Source organism: Hymenobacter tenuis, from assembly GCF_054780495.1.
In genome coordinates, this window is record NZ_BAAGWF010000001.1 from 895,311 (window position 1) to 911,186 (window position 15,876).

At 56.3% G+C, this 15,876-nt stretch carries 18 protein-coding genes; 9 read left to right on the plus strand and 9 right to left on the minus strand.

Features of this window, described 5'->3' with window-relative positions; genetic code table 11:
- Position 1 precedes the first annotated feature (1 nt).
- The 5 genes from ACYVGU_RS03880 to ACYVGU_RS03900 all read right to left on the minus strand — a co-directional run bounded on the left by ACYVGU_RS03880 (position 2) and on the right by ACYVGU_RS03900 (position 2,439).
- Positions 2 to 661, minus strand: coding sequence for a hypothetical protein (locus ACYVGU_RS03880; RefSeq protein ID WP_460620980.1), 660 nt, complete (start codon positions 659 to 661; stop codon positions 2 to 4).
- A gap of 68 nt (positions 662 to 729) precedes the next feature.
- Positions 730 to 945 carry a hypothetical protein gene (locus ACYVGU_RS03885; RefSeq protein ID WP_460620981.1) on the minus strand — a complete coding sequence of 72 codons (216 nt, stop codon included), beginning with the start codon at positions 943 to 945 and terminating at the stop codon, positions 730 to 732.
- Positions 946 to 977: 32 nt separating this feature from the next.
- On the minus strand, positions 978 to 1,106 hold the full coding sequence (locus ACYVGU_RS03890; protein ID WP_460620982.1) for a hypothetical protein: 129 nt from the start codon (positions 1,104 to 1,106) through the stop codon (positions 978 to 980).
- A gap of 126 nt (positions 1,107 to 1,232) precedes the next feature.
- Positions 1,233 to 1,934, minus strand: coding sequence for a PspA/IM30 family protein (locus ACYVGU_RS03895; RefSeq protein ID WP_460620983.1), 702 nt, complete (start codon positions 1,932 to 1,934; stop codon positions 1,233 to 1,235).
- Between the two features lie 82 nt (positions 1,935 to 2,016).
- Positions 2,017 to 2,439, minus strand: a complete 423-nt coding sequence (locus ACYVGU_RS03900; RefSeq protein ID WP_460620984.1) for a type III secretion system chaperone family protein — start codon at positions 2,437 to 2,439, stop codon at positions 2,017 to 2,019.
- Positions 2,440 to 2,637: 198 nt separating this feature from the next.
- On the opposite strand from ACYVGU_RS03900, the gene ACYVGU_RS03905 reads away from it, so the two are divergent.
- On the plus strand, positions 2,638 to 3,408 hold the full coding sequence (locus tag ACYVGU_RS03905; RefSeq protein ID WP_460620985.1) for an XRE family transcriptional regulator: 771 nt from the start codon (positions 2,638 to 2,640) through the stop codon (positions 3,406 to 3,408).
- A gap of 13 nt (positions 3,409 to 3,421) precedes the next feature.
- Positions 3,422 to 4,537, plus strand: a complete 1,116-nt coding sequence (locus ACYVGU_RS03910; RefSeq protein WP_460620986.1) for a hypothetical protein — start codon at positions 3,422 to 3,424, stop codon at positions 4,535 to 4,537.
- Positions 4,538 to 5,333: 796 nt separating this feature from the next.
- On the opposite strand, the gene ACYVGU_RS03915 is transcribed toward ACYVGU_RS03910, so the two are convergent.
- Together ACYVGU_RS03915 and ACYVGU_RS03920 are read right to left on the minus strand one after the other, a co-directional pair.
- Positions 5,334 to 5,699: a hypothetical protein gene (locus ACYVGU_RS03915; protein WP_460612371.1), complete on the minus strand. Its 366-nt coding sequence runs from the start codon at positions 5,697 to 5,699 to the stop codon at positions 5,334 to 5,336.
- 281 nt (positions 5,700 to 5,980) lie between these two features.
- On the minus strand, positions 5,981 to 6,436 hold the full coding sequence (locus ACYVGU_RS03920) for a hypothetical protein (RefSeq protein ID WP_460612370.1): 456 nt from the start codon (positions 6,434 to 6,436) through the stop codon (positions 5,981 to 5,983).
- A gap of 359 nt (positions 6,437 to 6,795) precedes the next feature.
- Between ACYVGU_RS03920 and hutU the strand changes: the two genes are divergently transcribed.
- The 6 genes from hutU (at position 6,796) to ACYVGU_RS03950 (ending at position 12,406) form a co-directional block, all read left to right on the plus strand.
- Complete coding sequence (gene hutU / locus ACYVGU_RS03925; protein WP_460620987.1) at positions 6,796 to 8,589, plus strand: urocanate hydratase; 1,794 nt, start codon at positions 6,796 to 6,798, stop codon at positions 8,587 to 8,589.
- 392 nt (positions 8,590 to 8,981) lie between these two features.
- A complete protein-coding gene (locus tag ACYVGU_RS03930) occupies positions 8,982 to 9,422 on the plus strand; it encodes a cupin domain-containing protein (RefSeq protein ID WP_460620988.1) in 441 nt (146 codons plus the stop codon).
- A 356-nt stretch (positions 9,423 to 9,778) separates the two neighbouring features.
- Positions 9,779 to 10,522 (plus strand): NADPH-dependent F420 reductase, encoded by a 744-nt coding sequence (locus tag ACYVGU_RS03935; protein ID WP_460621992.1) that lies wholly within the window; start codon positions 9,779 to 9,781, stop codon positions 10,520 to 10,522.
- A 254-nt stretch (positions 10,523 to 10,776) separates the two neighbouring features.
- Positions 10,777 to 11,181, plus strand: a complete 405-nt coding sequence (locus ACYVGU_RS03940; protein ID WP_460620989.1) for a hypothetical protein — start codon at positions 10,777 to 10,779, stop codon at positions 11,179 to 11,181.
- A gap of 171 nt (positions 11,182 to 11,352) precedes the next feature.
- A complete protein-coding gene (locus tag ACYVGU_RS03945) occupies positions 11,353 to 11,622 on the plus strand; it encodes a hypothetical protein (protein ID WP_460620990.1) in 270 nt (89 codons plus the stop codon).
- A 169-nt stretch (positions 11,623 to 11,791) separates the two neighbouring features.
- A complete protein-coding gene (locus ACYVGU_RS03950) occupies positions 11,792 to 12,406 on the plus strand; it encodes a hypothetical protein (protein ID WP_460620991.1) in 615 nt (204 codons plus the stop codon).
- A gap of 139 nt (positions 12,407 to 12,545) precedes the next feature.
- On the opposite strand, the gene ACYVGU_RS03955 is transcribed toward ACYVGU_RS03950, so the two are convergent.
- On the minus strand, positions 12,546 to 13,559 hold the full coding sequence (locus ACYVGU_RS03955) for a glycoside hydrolase family 43 protein (protein ID WP_460620992.1): 1,014 nt from the start codon (positions 13,557 to 13,559) through the stop codon (positions 12,546 to 12,548).
- 122 nt (positions 13,560 to 13,681) lie between these two features.
- On the opposite strand from ACYVGU_RS03955, the gene ACYVGU_RS03960 reads away from it, so the two are divergent.
- Complete coding sequence (locus ACYVGU_RS03960; RefSeq protein ID WP_460620993.1) at positions 13,682 to 14,884, plus strand: DUF1624 domain-containing protein; 1,203 nt, start codon at positions 13,682 to 13,684, stop codon at positions 14,882 to 14,884.
- Between the two features lie 61 nt (positions 14,885 to 14,945).
- Here the strand turns inward: ACYVGU_RS03960 and ACYVGU_RS03965 are convergent, their stop codons facing one another.
- The gene (locus tag ACYVGU_RS03965; protein WP_460620994.1) at positions 14,946 to 15,788 is read right to left on the minus strand and encodes an ion transporter; all 843 of its coding nucleotides are present in this window, start codon (positions 15,786 to 15,788) and stop codon (positions 14,946 to 14,948) included.
- Positions 15,789 to 15,876 lie beyond the last annotated feature (88 nt).

The following is a 15,876-nucleotide window of genomic DNA, read 5'->3' on the forward strand; positions in this document are numbered from 1 at the left end:
GCTAGGACGCGTCGTAAGGTTCAATTAAATAACAGCGGCGTTGCTCATCGTAATCAATCACGAGGGCCGAATCGCCTTTGCGCAGCTGCGTGGCAGCGGAGGCAGCCCGTACATTCAGGACCAGCGGCGAACCACTACGCATGGGCACGCTGGCCTGGCCGAGGCGGTCTTGGGTGGTGGGCAAGAGCACGGTGCACACTTTGCCAACTGGTCGGCCGCCGGCATCGTGGTTTTTCTCCATGGCGGCAAACAGGTGCAGGAAGGGAGTGGTCAGGAGCTTGGCCAGCAGCAGGCTTGCCAGCAGCAGCGGGGCTAGTAACCCCAGGCCCAACAAAAAGCTTGCGTTGCCGAGGTAGTAGTTGAGCAGGATACTGGCCACCCAGAGGGGTAGTACTACCAGACTCAGGAACACCATCAGGGGCACGCGTCCCAGGTTGAAAAACGCCAGGGCATGGTTAAGCCAGCTTACGTTGAAGGCACTGGGCTCAGAGGCGAGGTGCCCGCCGTGGTGCACGTCGGCGGGGTGGCTGGTGTCCAGATCAAGCGACTTAAAATCGAGGAGCCCAACAATTACGGTGAGCCAGTACAGCAGCACAAATACCAGCAGAGCCGTGGGCAGCAGATTGGGCGGCAGCAGCGCCGCGTGCAGCAATTCGGACATAGTGGTAATGGCAGGCAGAGCTTTGCTCCGGAAAGTTGAGAAAAAGTCAGGTAAGCTGCACTATAGTCTTAGGCATGAGGTACCAAAATTTGCTCCCGAAGTGCTTTGTTTTCAGCTTTCAGCCGCTGAGTGTAGCGGCTCAGGGCCACGGCATAAAAAGTGATGCCGGTGGTCATCATCCGAATCACGGAGGGCGCTTCCATCTGCTCGAAAGAGTGTAGCAGGATAGCCGTGATAAGCAGGGCCACGCCGCCCCAATGGAATAGTTTTTCAATGGTATTCATAGTTGGGCTTGTAACCAGGGGTAGGAAATAGACTAAACGGCCGGCGTAGTTGGCGTTGCTAACAAGGCCTCCAACTCCTCGTTGCGAAGCTGTAGGCGCTTGGCGTATTGCTGGTAAGCGCGAACAATAATTACCCACGCGAACATGCTAATAGAACTCATATCCTTCAACTCAATGTAGTGCAGAACGCGTGCAATAAGCAGAACAATAAGAGCTGTAAAGCCTAGGTATAGGAGTGCTTTTTCGCTTGTATTCATCGTTAATCGATTCGACTTGTAGTGTAGCGGTTACAGCCCTAGCTTGGCCTTGAGGGCTTGTAGATCAGAGGAGGCTTGGCTGCTGCCATCTTTGCCCAAGGCCTTCTCAATTTCCTGATCCACGGACCTGCTCTCGTGCGCAATTTGGCCGTACGATTCGGCTAGGGCTTCTTCGGTGGCAATCTTCTCCTTCATGCGCTCCAGCAGCGCCACCGTACCCGACGAGTCGAGCTGGGCCATTTGCTGGTTGATGGTTTTGGTAGCCGTGCTCACCGTAACGCGGGCCTTGAGCGTGCGCAACTCGTTGTCCCACTGTGAAATGGTTTGCTTGAGCTGCTGCACATTCTGGCTGAGCTGCTGCGCCGAGGCCTCAAACTTTTCCTGCTCCTGAGCGGCGCGGGCGGCGTGGGCTTCGTGCTGGGTTTTTTTGGTTAGGGCTTCGGTGGCAAGGCGGTCGGCTTCGGTGGTATCCAGCTCCTGGCGGCTGGCTTTCTGAAGCAAAAGCACGGCTTTGTTTTCGTAGTCGAGGGCGCGGCTGCGTTCCGTTTCGCTGTCGTTGCGGCTCCGGATGGCCAGGGCTTTCACTTCAGCCAGGGCGTGCAGGGCTTTATCTAGGTCCAGGCGCAGGTCGCGTAGGCCCTGCTCCGTCATCTTAATAGGGTCTTCGAACTGATTGACGGCCGAATGGGCTTCGGCCTGTCCGATTTTGAAAATGCGGTTGAAGAGGTTCATGGGTTCGAGGAGGCTAGGGGGCTAGTGGATAAATGGCCTTGAATACAAACGGGCGCTGAATATGAAGCTGCCGACGCATCAGCTATGCCCCGGATTTTGCTAGCTCCGGAGCCTTTGAAAACTCAATTAGCTCGTCGCTGAACTCGCTGAGCAGCAGCGCCAGGGAGTTAAACACGGCCTCTAGGTGGGCGCGCGTAAGGTTTTCAAGCTGGAGCGTATCGCGAAAGATGACTTTGCGGCCCGACTCATCGAGCACGAACGCGCCGTGGATAATGTCCCGGTTCTTTTGCAGCAGCTGCTGATATACCTCGCAGCTGGGAGCAGGCAAATCCAGTAGGTATTGCTCCAGAATCAGGAGCGGGTCGCAGCAGCCCATCACTAGGTTGTCAATGCCCAGCTCCGGCTTACTGACTACCAGCAGGCTATTGGCCTGGTCCTGATGCTTGAGCTCGAAGCCCAGCTCCAGCAGGTAGGTTTGCACTAACGGAAAGTAATGATTGGCCATAGAAGGTAGTTGGAGGTGAGCAGGAGGGTAGTAAGGTAAGGTTGAGCTTTGAGAGTTTGCCTAGCCCTGAAAAGTAGCCATGCTCAAAAAAATAGAATGACGGGAGAGGTGGTTCAGATGTTTGTGGTAAGTTTACGATGCAATCATACTCAAAGTTTTAGATGTGCTCAAACTTTGAGCTAAATATATTTTTGCTGCATGTCACAGGTAGGAAAGAACATTCGCAAAATAAGAACCGTTAAAAAGCTGAGTCAGGCGGCATTTGCTGAGCTTTTTGGCTTGGCAAGACCTAGTGTTGGTGCGTACGAAGAGGGGAGGTCGGAGCCAAAAATGGAGACACTGATTCAGATTGCTCAGCATTTTGGCTTATCCGTTGACCTGCTACTTACGAAAGAGCTTACGGTAAATGAGCTTTACAATTTTGATATTTTTCAGCAGCAGGCTCAATCAGATCCGGCTCCCGATCTGCAGGCAGCGGCTGATCAGCAAAACGACCTGACGCCGTACGTACCCACGGCGCGGCTGCTGGAGTACATTGTGCAGCACCACGATATCAGCTTCATCGATAGTCTGCAAACGCTCACGTTTCCGCATAGCCTGGGGCCGTCTACGCGTGCCTTCGAAATTAACGGGGCCGACATGCAGCCAACCCTGCGCCACCAGGATATTGTGCTGTGCTGCCGCATTGATAAAGCAGCTCCGCGCCTGTACCCCGGCCGGGTGTATGCCCTGCTCACGCAAAGCCGCCTGCTGGTGCGCCGCCTCAGCGAGCAGCTGCCCAACAAAATGCTCAAGCTCCGAGCCGACAACCCCGACTATCCGCCGCAGGAGTTTTACTACCCCGATGCCCTGGAGCTGTGGGAGGTGCATGGCAGCTTCAGCACTCACTTGCGCCCACCCGCTTTAGTAGAAGAGCGCCTGGCGCGCCTAGAGCAACAGGTAGAGGAATTACTAGGCCGGCAAGGGTAAGGAAGGCATGCGGGTGTCTACACGTGTTGCCGCAGGAATAGGCTTCGGGCTGATGGTAGTGGCTTTTGCCTTTGCCAGCAGGCAGCCTTTCCGGTCACCGCAGCCCCAGGAAGTACGCCTCCGGCTCAACTACCTGGAGCGGGTACTACGGGAGGGTGGAGGGCCTGACACAGAGCTGGGGAAGCTGACTGCCCAAAACCCCGAGTGGGGCCTGTTTACCCTGGCCTTCACTGGTTACGCCCTTCAAAACCTGGCCCAGCAGGATAGTAGCTGGCGAGAGGAAGCAGCCCACTACACGGAGCTGGCTATTGAGCAGGCACTAAGCCTGCCCATTCGGGGAACCTTTGAAAACGGAGAGTTCTCGGCCCAAGCAATTGATACTACTGGGTCGGTATTGTACTTGGGCCACCTGAATCTGCTGCTGGGTTGCCACCGACAATTACGGCCGGCTTCTGCTTACATACCGCTGCACAACTCCATTTCCAGAGCCCTGGCCCGGCGGTATGCCCAGGACCCCAGCGGTTGTTTGGAGTCGTACACCGGTATGCGTTGGGTTCCAGACAATACGGTGGCCATTGCCTCACTGGCGCTGCACAGTCGCCTGACGGGCAGCAGCTATAAGCAGGTAGTGCAACGCTGGGTTGCCCGGGCCAGGCGCCAGTACGTACTAGCCCCTACTCAGCTGTTAGCCTCCAGAGTTGATTCGTTGGGCAACCCCGAAGAGGCCCCCCGAGGCTCAATGGTGGGTTGGAGCATCTGGTTTCTAACCCAAACCGACAGTACGTTTGCTAGCCAGCAGTATGAGCGCTACCGGGACGCGCACAGCACCAACCTGGGGCTGATGCAGCCATTTCGGGAACAGGCCGGCCGCTGGGAAACCAGCATAGGGGATGTAGATAGTGGCCCATTAGTACTAGGCTATGGCATACCCGCAACTACGTTTGCGTTGGCTGATGCCGTGGCGATGCGCGACTGGCGCACTGCCCGCCGAATACAGCGAATAATTGGGCTGGGCAGCCGCGAAGTAACAAGCACTAGCGAAACCCGCTACGGTGTGCGGTTAGTAGAGCTTGACGTAAGCCCGTTGGCAGAGGCACTTTTGCTGTGGGCCGAAACCGCTCAGCCATAGCAACAGCCGGTTTGCGGCGTTTTCGGGCCTAGTATCTACGACATAAAAATAGCGCTCAACATAACGTCGGCGCTATTACAACAACTCAGGAAAACGCCATCCGGATGGCAGCAACAGGACTGGGTTACTAGCTGTTGTTGGAAGGCGAAACCCGCTGGAAGAAAGAGGAAATTTCTTCGGAAAGGGACAGCTGCGGAAGCGTACGCTGCCGGTTAACAGCACCTAGCACAAGCAGCAAAAACAAAACTAGAAAACGGAAGAGGGTAGAAAAACGGTTCATAACAAAAGACTGTGTGCATACTGTCAATTCGGGACAGCGAGGGTACATACGGGAAAAGTTTCCGCTAGTCTATCAATCCCGGATTATTATTAGATGAACACCCCTTGTTGACAGGTCGAACACGAATATTTATATAATATTCGCTTTGATAAATATAGTTAAGTTAATTCTCGGGTCAAAGGAATATGCTACTGATTGTCAATATTTTGTAAATGATGAAAATATATCCCACTATAAGCTTAACCTTAGTAATAAAGCATTTAACTCGAGGGTAGATAATTAAAAGTTTATTGAAAAATACAAGATTCAAGTAAGGGTACAACTTGATTTAGTGTGCCATGTACTAGGGCGGTTTTCTGCTTAAACCACCTCTAATAGTGAAAGGGGCTAGTAGCCACATCAGCTAGTCTGGATAGCCTAATAATTACCTCCAGAGAAGTCGAGTGTGAAGCTGTTAGAGCAAAAAAAGCTCCTCAACTAGTGAGGAGCTTTTGCCTTATCAGCACACGCCAGGGGTTACTGCCCGGTGGTAGTGCCTGTAGTGGTGGTGCCTGCCGTAGTGCCCGTGGTAGTAGCCCCCGATGTAGTGCTACCCGTGGTGGAAGCACCGGTAGTACCCGCCGTGGTGCCGGTGGTGCCCGTGCCGGCGGTGGTGCCCGTGCCGCTGGTCATGGAGCCGTCCGTAGATGCTCCACCGGAAGTGGTGGTGGAGCCGGTAGTAGAAGCGGCGCCAGCGCCCGTATCCGTGATGGTGGAGTCAGTGGTAATGGTCGTCGTTTCGGAAGTGCTTGATTGGGTGCTGGTGCCTTCGCTACCCGAGCCGCCACACGAAGCCAACGAGAGGGAAGCGGCCGACAAGGCTAAAAACAGAACTTTTTTCATGGTGATGGTTGGTTAGAGTGATAAATAACTAGTTGAAAGACAAACAGCTGCGGCGTATAGCCCTGCATCTGAAGGTTAATACCACTGCCGGACGGAGGTAACCTTATCAGGCTAAAAAATCATGATTTTATTATAGCGCATCACATGGTCAGCCTCACTACCCATTTACTAGGTTAGCGTAGCGCTGAAACTGCTGCCTTCTGCTTATAAAACTTGGTGCCTAACAACAAAAAAAAGCTCCTCAACCAGTGAGGAGCTTTTTGAGAGTTGGCTGAGTTGGATTAACGACCCGTGGTGGAACCGCTGCCGCCCGTGGTAGTAGAGCCGCCGGCGGTGCTGCCACCAGTAGTGGAGCCAGTTGCGCCCGTGGTGCTGCCACTGGTAGTGCCGCTAGTGGTACCGCCCGTGCCGCTGGTAGAGCCGCCAGCCGTAGAGCCACCGCCTGTGGTTGTGCCACCCGTGGAGGTACCACTGGTAGTAGAGCCCGCGCTTTGGTCGCCGTTGCTGGTAGTGCCACCACCACCCGAGCCAGTGCCCATGGCGCTGGTGTCGCTGCCCATACCCGCTTCACTGTTCATGCCAGCATCCGTAGAGGCATCGCCGGAGCCAGTGCTTCCGTCGCCGCTGCCTGTCGATTCAGTACCAGTGCCACCGGCACCGCCTTCGTTACCGGATCCACCGCATGAGGCAAAGGAAAGTGAGGCTGCAGCCAGGGCTAAAAAAAGGACCTTCTTCATAAAAACTAGATGTTTGGTGATGGTATAATAGATTTCGACTACTGCTTGAATACTAGCGGGTAGTAGTCTTTATACTCTCAGGGAAAAATTAGTAACCCACTTACTATGAAAAAATTATGACCAATTTGTGTTAAGCTCATCTTTAGCCATGTTTAATATAGTTTTTTAAATATTTAATTCAATGTCATAAAACCTGCGCAGAAGCATCAAAACATGCATTTTGCTGCCAGAAATGAAGCCAAAACAGTCAGAGGTTTTAGTGACGTTTTGCTACCACATGGTAGGGCGCTTACTACCTCGTCCCGCGCCGAAAACCTATATTCGCCCTTCTGCCTCCCACTCAACTTCTGCCATCCGCTATGTCCCGCTCTGCCCTCGATACCCCTGAGCTTAACCTTGAAGCTACTAGCCAGTCTAGCAGTCAGTTACCGGCTTCTGTCACTGCTTCTTCTGAAGGAGCAGGCCAGGCTCGCCCTATGTACTACGAGTTCAAGCCCACCGAAACGGTAAAAGCCCAGCACGGCACCACGTTGCGCTGCAAAACCTGGGAAGCCGAAGCGGCCCTGCGCATGCTCGAAAACAACCTGGACCCCGCCGTGAGCCTAGTATATGATGAGCTGATTGTGTACGGCGGCGCCGGCCGCGCTGCCCGCAACTGGAAAGAGTACCAGACCATTGTGCGCACGCTCAAAAACCTGGAACCCGACGAAACCATGCTCGTGCAGTCAGGCAAAGCAGTGGGTGTAATCCGGACCTGGGCCCACGCGCCGCGGGTGCTTATTGCTAATAGCAACCTAGTACCTGCCTGGAGCACCCAAGAGTACTTTGATGAGCTGGATAAACTAGGGCTGATGATGTACGGGCAGATGACGGCCGGCTCCTGGATTTATATCGCCACGCAGGGAATCTTGCAGGGCACCTACGAGACCTTTGCGGCAGTAGGGGATAAGCATTTCTCAGGTACACTGGCTGGCACCGTTACCGTTACGGCGGGCCTGGGCGGCATGAGCGGCGCCCAACCCTTGGCCGTAACCATGAACGACGGCGTGTGCCTCGTCATTGAGCCCATTGATGCCCGCGTGAAGCAGAAGGTGCAGGAGGGCTACCTCGATGAGCAGGCCCGCGACCTAAATCACGCCCTGGAGCTGTGCGAGCAGTATAAAGCGGCCCGCAAAGGCTGGAGCATTGGCCTCACCGGCAACGCTGCCACCGTGCTGCCCGAGTTGCTGCAACGCGGCTACCCCGTCGACATCGTGACAGACCAGACCTCGGCCCACGACCTGATGGACTACATTCCGGAAGGCGACATTGATGCCGTATTGCAGCTGCGCAAAGACCAGCCCGAAGAGTTCAAGCGCCAGGCGCTGCAATCCATTGTGAAGCACTGCCAAGCCATCATCGACATGCAGGCCGCTGGGGCTGTGGCTCTCGACTACGGCAACAACCTGCGCGGGCAGGCCGAGAAAGGCGGCTTGAAAGTGCGCGATGAAAACGGCCAGTTTCTCTACCCTGGCTTCGTGCCCGGCTATATTAGGCCCTTGTTCTGTGAGGGCAAAGGCCCGTTCCGCTGGGCGGCCCTTTCCGGCGACCCGCAGGACATCCTGCGCATCGACCGCGCCCTGCTCGAAACCTTCCCCGAGAACAAGATGCTGGCCCGTTGGATTGAAAAGGCCCAGGCCAAAGTGCCCTTCATTGGGTTGCCGGCCCGCGTGTGCTGGCTGGGCTATGGCGAGCGGGAGAAGTTCGGCCTGGTCATCAACGACCTCGTGGCCCGCGGCGAAGTATCGGCCCCCATCGTCATCGGCCGCGACCACCTCGACTGCGGCTCCGTGGCCTCGCCCAACCGCGAAACCGAAGGCATGAAGGACGGCTCCGACGCCGTAGCCGACTGGCCCCTACTCAACGCCCTGGCCAATACAGCCTCCGGCGCCGACTGGGTATCCATCCATAACGGCGGCGGCGTGGGCATCGGGAACAGCACCCACGCCGGTATGGTGATAGTAGCCACTGGTACCCCCGAAAAAGCCGAGCGCCTGCGCCGCGTGCTCACCACCGACCCTAGCATGGGCGTCTTCCGCCACGCTGATGCCGGCTACGAGCTAGCTCAGCAGGTAGCCGAGGAGCGCGGCGTGAAAATTCCGGGGCAGGAGTAAGGTTCAGAGGCGGCAACCTGGCCTTTCTGGCTGGTTGCCGCCCTAGTGTATCAAATAGTAGTGGTAGTTAGCCATGCAATAGTTCTAAGTCCCGCCCCCTCACCTGGAGTCGGGTTGACAGCGTTTAGTTGCTGCCAAGCCCAGGCTAGCGCTTTTGCAACAATTGTTGCCTAGCCTGGGGTGGAGAGGGTCGCCAGATTAGCCAGCGTTTACACTGGTTGCAGCAAGCGTGATATAGGACATGGTCTAAGTCAGCTATGCCGCAGAATTTCGTTGCGTGTCCTGTTGCGGTTGAAAGGTTCTCGCGTCAGCGGGTGCACAATTCTTGACTTTTGTTTTGTTTATTATCTACTATAAAATGTAAATTAGGCAAGACATAAAACAGGAATTCTATGAATGCACGTGCCAAAATTCTGGAAGCGGAAGCAGGTGTTCAGCTGGTTGTAATCGGGGACCATCAACGCATTCTGCTCACTGGTAAGGACACCAACCAGCAGTTTACGCTGGTTGAGCAACTGAATCAGCCTGGCACGGGCGTCCCGCGGCATGTGCACTCGCGGGAAGACGAGGTATTTCATGTGCAGGAGGGGGAGGTGGAATTTGAAGTGGACGGCAACGTGCAAGTGTTGCAGGCCGGCGAACTGGCGTATGTGCCCAGAGGCGTGCCGCATAGCTTTAAAGTAGTGGGGCATGCCCCGGCCCGGGTGCTGCTCTCCATTTTTCCTGCCGGAATCGAGGACATGTTTCAAGAGTTGGCCCAGCTGCCGCCCGGCCCGCCGGAATTTGCCCAGGTAGCTGAAATTTGCGCCCGGTACGGCATTCATTTTCTGTAAAATCACGAGCCTGACGTTTTGAAAGGCATCCTGCCAACACCAACCGCTCCCGCTATACTACGCCCTCCTTCGTAGTTCCTACTATCGATACGCTGCAGGACTTTACCCACACGCCGGACGGGCCAAACGCAGAACTGGCTCCGGCGTAGGCAATTGAGTTCGCCGCCGCGCTTCAGTTATTTGGAGGATATGCCAGCCGCCGCGCCGGACCATAAACGGGTTTTCCGCACTCACCAACGCCGCTCGAGCCCAGCTCCGGCGGCGTTGATCATTCTAACGCTCGTTTTAAGAAAAAAAGCAAAACGCCTGCCTCCGTTGTTTACCTCCCTGCGGCAGCACTTCGCCACCGCGCAAACCTGCAAACTCTCTCAACTATGAACATTGGAATTATTGGCGCCGGTCACATCGGTAGCGCTCTTGCCGTGCGGCTCACCAGCCTCGGCCATACGGTGTACATTGCCAACTCCCGCGGACCCGAAACGCTGAAGGACGTGGCCCAGAAAACCGGCGCTACCCCCGTTACGGCTGAGGAAGCGGCCCTGCGCGGCACCGACCTCATCGTAGTGACTATCCCGCTGAAAAACATTCCGGACCTGCCCAAGGATCTGCTGGCGGGCGTACCGGCTGAGGTGCCTATCATCGACACGAGCAATTACTACCCCATGCTACGCGATGGCAAGATGCCTGAGCTGGAAACCGGCGACCTAACCGAGAGCGAGTGGGTGCAGCAGCACCTGGGCCGCCCGGTAGTGAAGGTGTTCAATAACATCTATGCTCACCACATTGTGGAGAAGGGGCAGCCTGCTGGCACGCCAGGCCGCATTGCCCTGCCCGTAGCCTCTGATGATGCCGTGGCCAAGCAGAAGGTTATGGCCTTGGTAGAAGAGCTGGGCTTCGACGCCGTGGACGACGGCACCCTGCATGAGTCATGGCGGCAGCAGCCGGGTACGCCCTCGTACGGCGCTGATATGCCAGCCGACAAGCTGCGCGAGCACCTAGCAAGCCTCGGCACCAAGCGCACTGAAGCGCAACACGCCGAGTTCCTGGCCAACCATGCCAAGCAGGAGCAGGCTATGGCTGCGCAAGGCATCAAGCTATAATAGCCACCACCACTGCGCGTCCTGGGCGCCCAGCACACGGGCTAATTTCAACGGCCCCTACCGTATGTACTACCATCAAACAGCGCCGCTCCAGGAAACTGGGGCGGCGCTGTTTATTTGAGCTGGAGGAACTGCCATATGCAAACGAACTGCCCTAAGCTTCCCTAGCCTAAGCTTGCTACGCAGCCCGGTTCAACCCTAATGAGACGCGTGGCGTAGGTTGGGGCATGCATTCGATTGTGCCTTGGTTACCTGTGTTATTTATTCCGGTGTTCGTGGCCTTTTTTGGCCTCATCAGTTTTCTGGTGGCCCAGATGGGTTGGAGCCGCCTGGCCAGGGTGTATGCCGTGGCCGAGGTGCCGGCCACCGTGGAGCGGACGTTGCTGACGTACCTGCGCATTGGGATGGCCAACTACAAAAACTCCGTGCGGGCCGGTAGTACTCCGGAGGGCGTGTGGCTTACTACCTGGAAAATCTTTTACCTGGGCCACCCGCCGCTGTTTATTCCGTGGTCGGCGTTTGGGCCGGTGCAGGAGCAAAAGTTTCTCTGGGCCACTAGCTATGTTACGGTCGTCAACTGTGGCCAGGACTCTGTGAAGCTCACTTTCAGCAGCGAGCAGCTGCGGCAGGCACTATCGGCTAATAGGCCAGTGCACTAACCGAACGGGGTAGGGGAGCCCCAGCGGGTAAGGTTGCGCCACTACACTTGCTTCGGAAAACTGCCCTAGCCGGCTGTAGCTTCAGTAAGCAGCCAAGAATGCTTTGTGGGTACTCCTGACGTGCGCTTTGCCTATCATTGCGCTGCTTACACGGCAATTTTTCCTCCCCTCATGAAACGGTTGCTGACCGAACGCTTCGCCGCCCGGGCCTTGCTCTGCATAATCGCGCTGACGTTGGGCTTCCACGCGCTTGTTATGAGCGGGGTAATTCCCTACACAATTGTGTGGGGAGGCCGATTGCAAAACCAGAGCCAGATGATGGCTTTCGAGCTGGTATCCATAGCTATCAATCTGCTGATGCTGGGCGTAGTGGCCGCGCGTGCCGGCCTGCTGAAAGCCGTGCCCGTGCCCCCGGTCGTGCTAACGGAATGCTCTGGTTGATGGCCGCCCTGTTTCTGCTGAATACCCTAGGCAATCTGGCATCGGAAAGCACGGTTGAGAGAGTGGTTTTTACTCCCGTTACGCTAGTATTGGCCGTTTGTAGCCTGCGTTTGGCCCTCGGCAAGAGCTGCGCGCCCCATCAAACCCGCGTATAATTTACCCCATTGATATGAAGCAATTTTTACCCCTAGTACTTGGGCTATGCGGCCTGGCAGCCTGCCAACACAGCCCTTCTGCCCCCAAGACCGAGCCCGCCGCACCTGAGCTCGTACAGCAGCAGCAACCTGCCGTCGTGCCCGCTAAGCAAGAGTTTGTTGAGGACGCTATGCTCACAGTGAACGGGAAGCCACACCAGGAGCTTTCGACTACGGTGTTGCAGAAGCAGTTGGGTCGCCCCGACAGCATTGCCAAAGGAGCTATAGAGTGCGGCGGCGTGCTGGAAAGCCTGAGCCAACCCGATAGCCCGAACGGCGACTGGTGGTACTATGGCAAATCGATGTATGAAGTAGATGGCAGCCAGGCCATTCTGCACAGCTTCGACGTGACGACGGGCAAGTTTCAGGGCAAAATAGGTGGGCTTGTACTCAACCAGCATACTACCCTCGAGGACGTGCGCCGCATCTACCCGGCAGCGGTTAAGGCCGCTGGCGCACCTAGCACCGTCACCCAGGAGCAGACGATGAGCTTACCCTTTTTCTATGAAGGCACGCCGACAGATGCTTCTTTGAGCTTGAAATTCAAAGAAGGACGCCTGCAGGAAGTGGAGTTTTTCTTTCCGTGCTAGCCCATTTTTAAGTTGAAACCTCCCTTCCCAAAACGCAAAACCGGATGTGTCCGGAAAGCTTTCGGGAAGGGAGGTTTTGCGTAAGCTACAGCTAAAATAGCACCTTTGGAGCTGCCAGATACGAAGGCCAGGGCAGATGTTAGAGCTTTTTTGCTGCCACGCCTTCGTTGGTGATTTTCACCGGTTGAATGCGACCCTGGCTATCAAAGTACATCCGCTCGATGCATGTGACGCGGTGATTCTGGTCGGTTTCGGTGAGGGGGCGGCGGTGGTACACAATGTACCACTCATCAGTGCCCGGCACCTGTAACACGGAGTGGTGGCCGGCGCCGGTAGCCACGGTAGGGTCTTGCTGCAGAATTTTGCCTACCCGCTGGAAAGGGCCAAGCGGCGAATCGGCCACGGCGTACGCCACGGAGTAGTCGGGCCCGGTCCATCCGCCCTCCGACCACATAAAGTAGTATTTGCCGGCCCGCCGGAACATAATCGGCCCTTCTACATAGCTCTGAGGCGTGATTTCCTTGTAAATGGAGCCATCGGGGAAGGGCAGAAAGCCGGTGAAATCGGGCTTGAGGCGCGTGATGTTGCAGTGCGACCAGCCGCCGTAAATCATGTAGTACTGCCCGTCCTGGTCCTGAAACACAAACTGGTCGATGGGTTGGGCGCCGTTGTGAATGTTGCCGACCAGGGGTTTGCCCAGGTAATCTTTAAACGGGCCTTCCGGCCGGTCGGCCACGGCTACCCCAATGCCGCCTATTTCGCCCTCGTGCACATCATTCGCCCCGAAAAAAAGGAAATACTTGCCGTCCTTCTGCACCACGGCAGGCGCCCACATGGCCCGCCGTGCCCACTTTACGCTGGTAGTGTCAATGATGCGCGGGTGCTTGATCCAGTGCACCAAGTCAGATGACGAAAACGCATCCAGGAACACCTGCTGATTATAGGGCGCCGAGTAGGTAGGATATACCCAGTATTGCTTACCGAAAATGGTGGCTTCGGGGTCGGCGTACCAACCTGGGAACACGGGGTTTCCGCCTCGTACGGGGGTAGTAGCCGGCTTGGCCGCGCGGGCCGCAGGCGCGGTCGATTGAGAAAACGCAGCTGAGGAGAGGAGCAGGCTGAGCCCCGCGCCCAGCAAGAGTTGTTTTTTCATGGGGGCATAATACATTTAATATTCAGGAATGCCGCACGCAAGCGGTTGACGGGCGTGGCAGGGGTAGTGCCAGCAGGCTATTGTTGGCTTTGAGCTTGCTAGCCAAGCGTTTATCTTCGCCCATGCTCGCTACCCCCGCCACCGCCCCAAACCCCTCCATGCCCGAGTCTGGCCTTATCCGCACGCCACGGGTGCAGGCAGTGGATATAGTGCGCGGCCTAGTGATGGTGATTATGGCCCTCGACCACGTGCGAGAGCTCTGGAGCCCCACGGCCATCCGGCCCGAAGATATGGCGCACACCACCGCGCTCTTGTTCTTTTCGCGCTGGATTACGCATTTCTGCGCGCCCACTTTTGTGTTTCTTTCCGGCGTAAGCATTTGGCTGCAACAGCAGAAAAAGGCGAGCAAAGGTGCTGCCAGTCGGTTTTTACTTACGCGTGGGCTATGGTTGCTGCTGATGGAAGTAGGACTCATTACCTGGCTGTTGCAGTGGAGCTATGACCTGATTCTGCTACAGGTGATCTGGGTAATTGGGGGTGGAATGGTGGTGTTGGCCGGGTTGCTCTGGCTGCCTCGTTCTGTGCTGATAGGGCTGGCCGCGCTTATTCTGCTGGGCCACGATGCGCTGCCATTTACGCAGCCCGTAACCACGGCAAATGCCGGTTGGGCCATGGTGTACAACAGCCCGTTTGTGCTGACGCTGGAGGCTTTGCCGCCACTATTGGTGGCCTATTCCATAGGGCCTTGGCTAGGAGTACTGTTGGCCGGATACGCCCTAGGGCCGTGGTTTGCGCAACCGCTGTCCGAACGAAGGAAACTGCTACGTAGGGCTGGCGCGGGCCTACTGGGGCTATTTGTGGTATTGCGCTTCACTAATTGGTACGGCGACCCCTCGCCCTGGAGCGTGCAGTCTCGGGGCTGGGGTTACACAGTGCTGTCGTTTCTGAATGTGAGCAAGTACCCGCCATCCTTGCTGTTTGTGTCATTGATGCTGGGCGTATCGTTGCTACTGCTGAGCCAACTGGAAACAGCAGACAACCGCGTGGCCCGCTGGCTCCGAACCTTTGGGCAAGTGCCGTTTTTCTACTACCTGCTGCATCTAGTGCTCATCAGTGGCGGAGCCTGGCTCTGGACGCGCTGGGCGTTTGGGCACCCTATCAACCTAGGGTTTACGCCATCGGCTTCCTGGCCCAAGGAGTACGAGCCCAGCTTGCTGCGCGCCTACGTGGTGTGGGCGGTAGTGGTGGCCTTGTTGTATGGGCCCTGCAGCTGGTATCGGCGCTTCAAGCAGCGGCACACGTATTGGTGGCTTTCTTACCTGTAAGCAAGGTTTGCGGCCAAACAGGGGCTAGTGTATAACGTATATTTTTTAATTGCACTCTGAATCAGAGCTTCTCGCCGCAGCGCCAGCAAAACTCGGCATCGGGACGGTGGTTTTGGGCCTGACAGACGTGGCACACTACCTGTTTGAAAGCGGGCGGTTCGGTGGGCCGGCCACCAACGGGTTGCGCCATCTGGGCCGAGACGATGCCAGTGGGCACGGCAATGATGGCGTAGCCCATAATCATCAGCACCGAGGCCAGGCTTTGGCCCAGCACAGTGGCAGGCGAAATATCGCCGTAGCCCACGGTAGTCATCGTCACGATGGCCCAGTAAATGCTTTTTGGGATGCTGGTGAAGCCGTTTTGGCCGCCTTCCACCACATACATAAGCGTGCCTACCACCACCGCCAGAGTTACTACGGAGCTCAGAAATACCAGAATCTTGAAGCGGCTGGCCCGCAGCGCCGACAGGATAAACTCGCCCTCGCCAATAAATTGCCCTAGCTTAAAAATGCGGAACACCCGAAGCAGCCGTAGCGTCCGGATCACGAGCAGGTAGCGGCTGCCTGTCATGATCAGTGCCGCCAGCGCAGGAACGGTGGAAAGAAAGTCGATGATGCCCAGTACACTAAAGGCGTACGCCAGAGGCCGCCGCACTACTACCAGCCGCATTATATACTCTATCAGAAACAGGCCCGTAAATACCCATTCCACCATCCGCAGCAGCGTCCCATACCGGGCATTAATGCTTTGGACACTTTCCAGCATCACGGCCAGCACGCTCAGTACAATGGCCACCAGCAGCACAATATCAAAGAGCTGTCCCGCCCGGGTGTCCGACTCGAAAATGATGCTGTAAGCCCTTTGTTTCCAGTGAGAAGCAGTGGCGCGAGGGCGTATATCCATAGAGAGGGAGGTGATAGTTGTATATGTCGGGCTTACGCAAATAGGCCCTGACAAGATGAATTCGGAGTGTATACTGCCTTAATTGAGC

Bases quoted from the DNA above. Each gene is read 5' to 3' on its own strand.
- ACYVGU_RS03880 (WP_460620980.1), bottom strand. From the start codon at position 661: ATGTCCGAATTGCTGCACGCGGCGCTGCTGCCGCCCAATCTGCTGCCC.
- ACYVGU_RS03885 (WP_460620981.1), bottom strand. From the start codon at position 945: ATGAATACCATTGAAAAACTATTCCATTGGGGCGGCGTGGCCCTGCTT.
- ACYVGU_RS03890 (WP_460620982.1), bottom strand. From the start codon at position 1,106: ATGAGTTCTATTAGCATGTTCGCGTGGGTAATTATTGTTCGCGCTTAC.
- ACYVGU_RS03895 (WP_460620983.1), bottom strand. From the start codon at position 1,934: ATGAACCTCTTCAACCGCATTTTCAAAATCGGACAGGCCGAAGCCCAT.
- ACYVGU_RS03900 (WP_460620984.1), bottom strand. From the start codon at position 2,439: ATGGCCAATCATTACTTTCCGTTAGTGCAAACCTACCTGCTGGAGCTG.
- ACYVGU_RS03905 (WP_460620985.1), top strand. From the start codon at position 2,638: ATGTCACAGGTAGGAAAGAACATTCGCAAAATAAGAACCGTTAAAAAG.
- ACYVGU_RS03915 (WP_460612371.1), bottom strand. From the start codon at position 5,699: ATGAAAAAAGTTCTGTTTTTAGCCTTGTCGGCCGCTTCCCTCTCGTTG.
- ACYVGU_RS03920 (WP_460612370.1), bottom strand. From the start codon at position 6,436: ATGAAGAAGGTCCTTTTTTTAGCCCTGGCTGCAGCCTCACTTTCCTTT.
- hutU (WP_460620987.1), top strand. From the start codon at position 6,796: ATGTCCCGCTCTGCCCTCGATACCCCTGAGCTTAACCTTGAAGCTACT.
- ACYVGU_RS03930 (WP_460620988.1), top strand. From the start codon at position 8,982: ATGAATGCACGTGCCAAAATTCTGGAAGCGGAAGCAGGTGTTCAGCTG.
- ACYVGU_RS03945 (WP_460620990.1), top strand. From the start codon at position 11,353: ATGAAACGGTTGCTGACCGAACGCTTCGCCGCCCGGGCCTTGCTCTGC.
- ACYVGU_RS03950 (WP_460620991.1), top strand. From the start codon at position 11,792: ATGAAGCAATTTTTACCCCTAGTACTTGGGCTATGCGGCCTGGCAGCC.
- ACYVGU_RS03955 (WP_460620992.1), bottom strand. From the start codon at position 13,559: ATGAAAAAACAACTCTTGCTGGGCGCGGGGCTCAGCCTGCTCCTCTCC.
- ACYVGU_RS03960 (WP_460620993.1), top strand. From the start codon at position 13,682: ATGCTCGCTACCCCCGCCACCGCCCCAAACCCCTCCATGCCCGAGTCT.
- ACYVGU_RS03965 (WP_460620994.1), bottom strand. From the start codon at position 15,788: ATGGATATACGCCCTCGCGCCACTGCTTCTCACTGGAAACAAAGGGCT.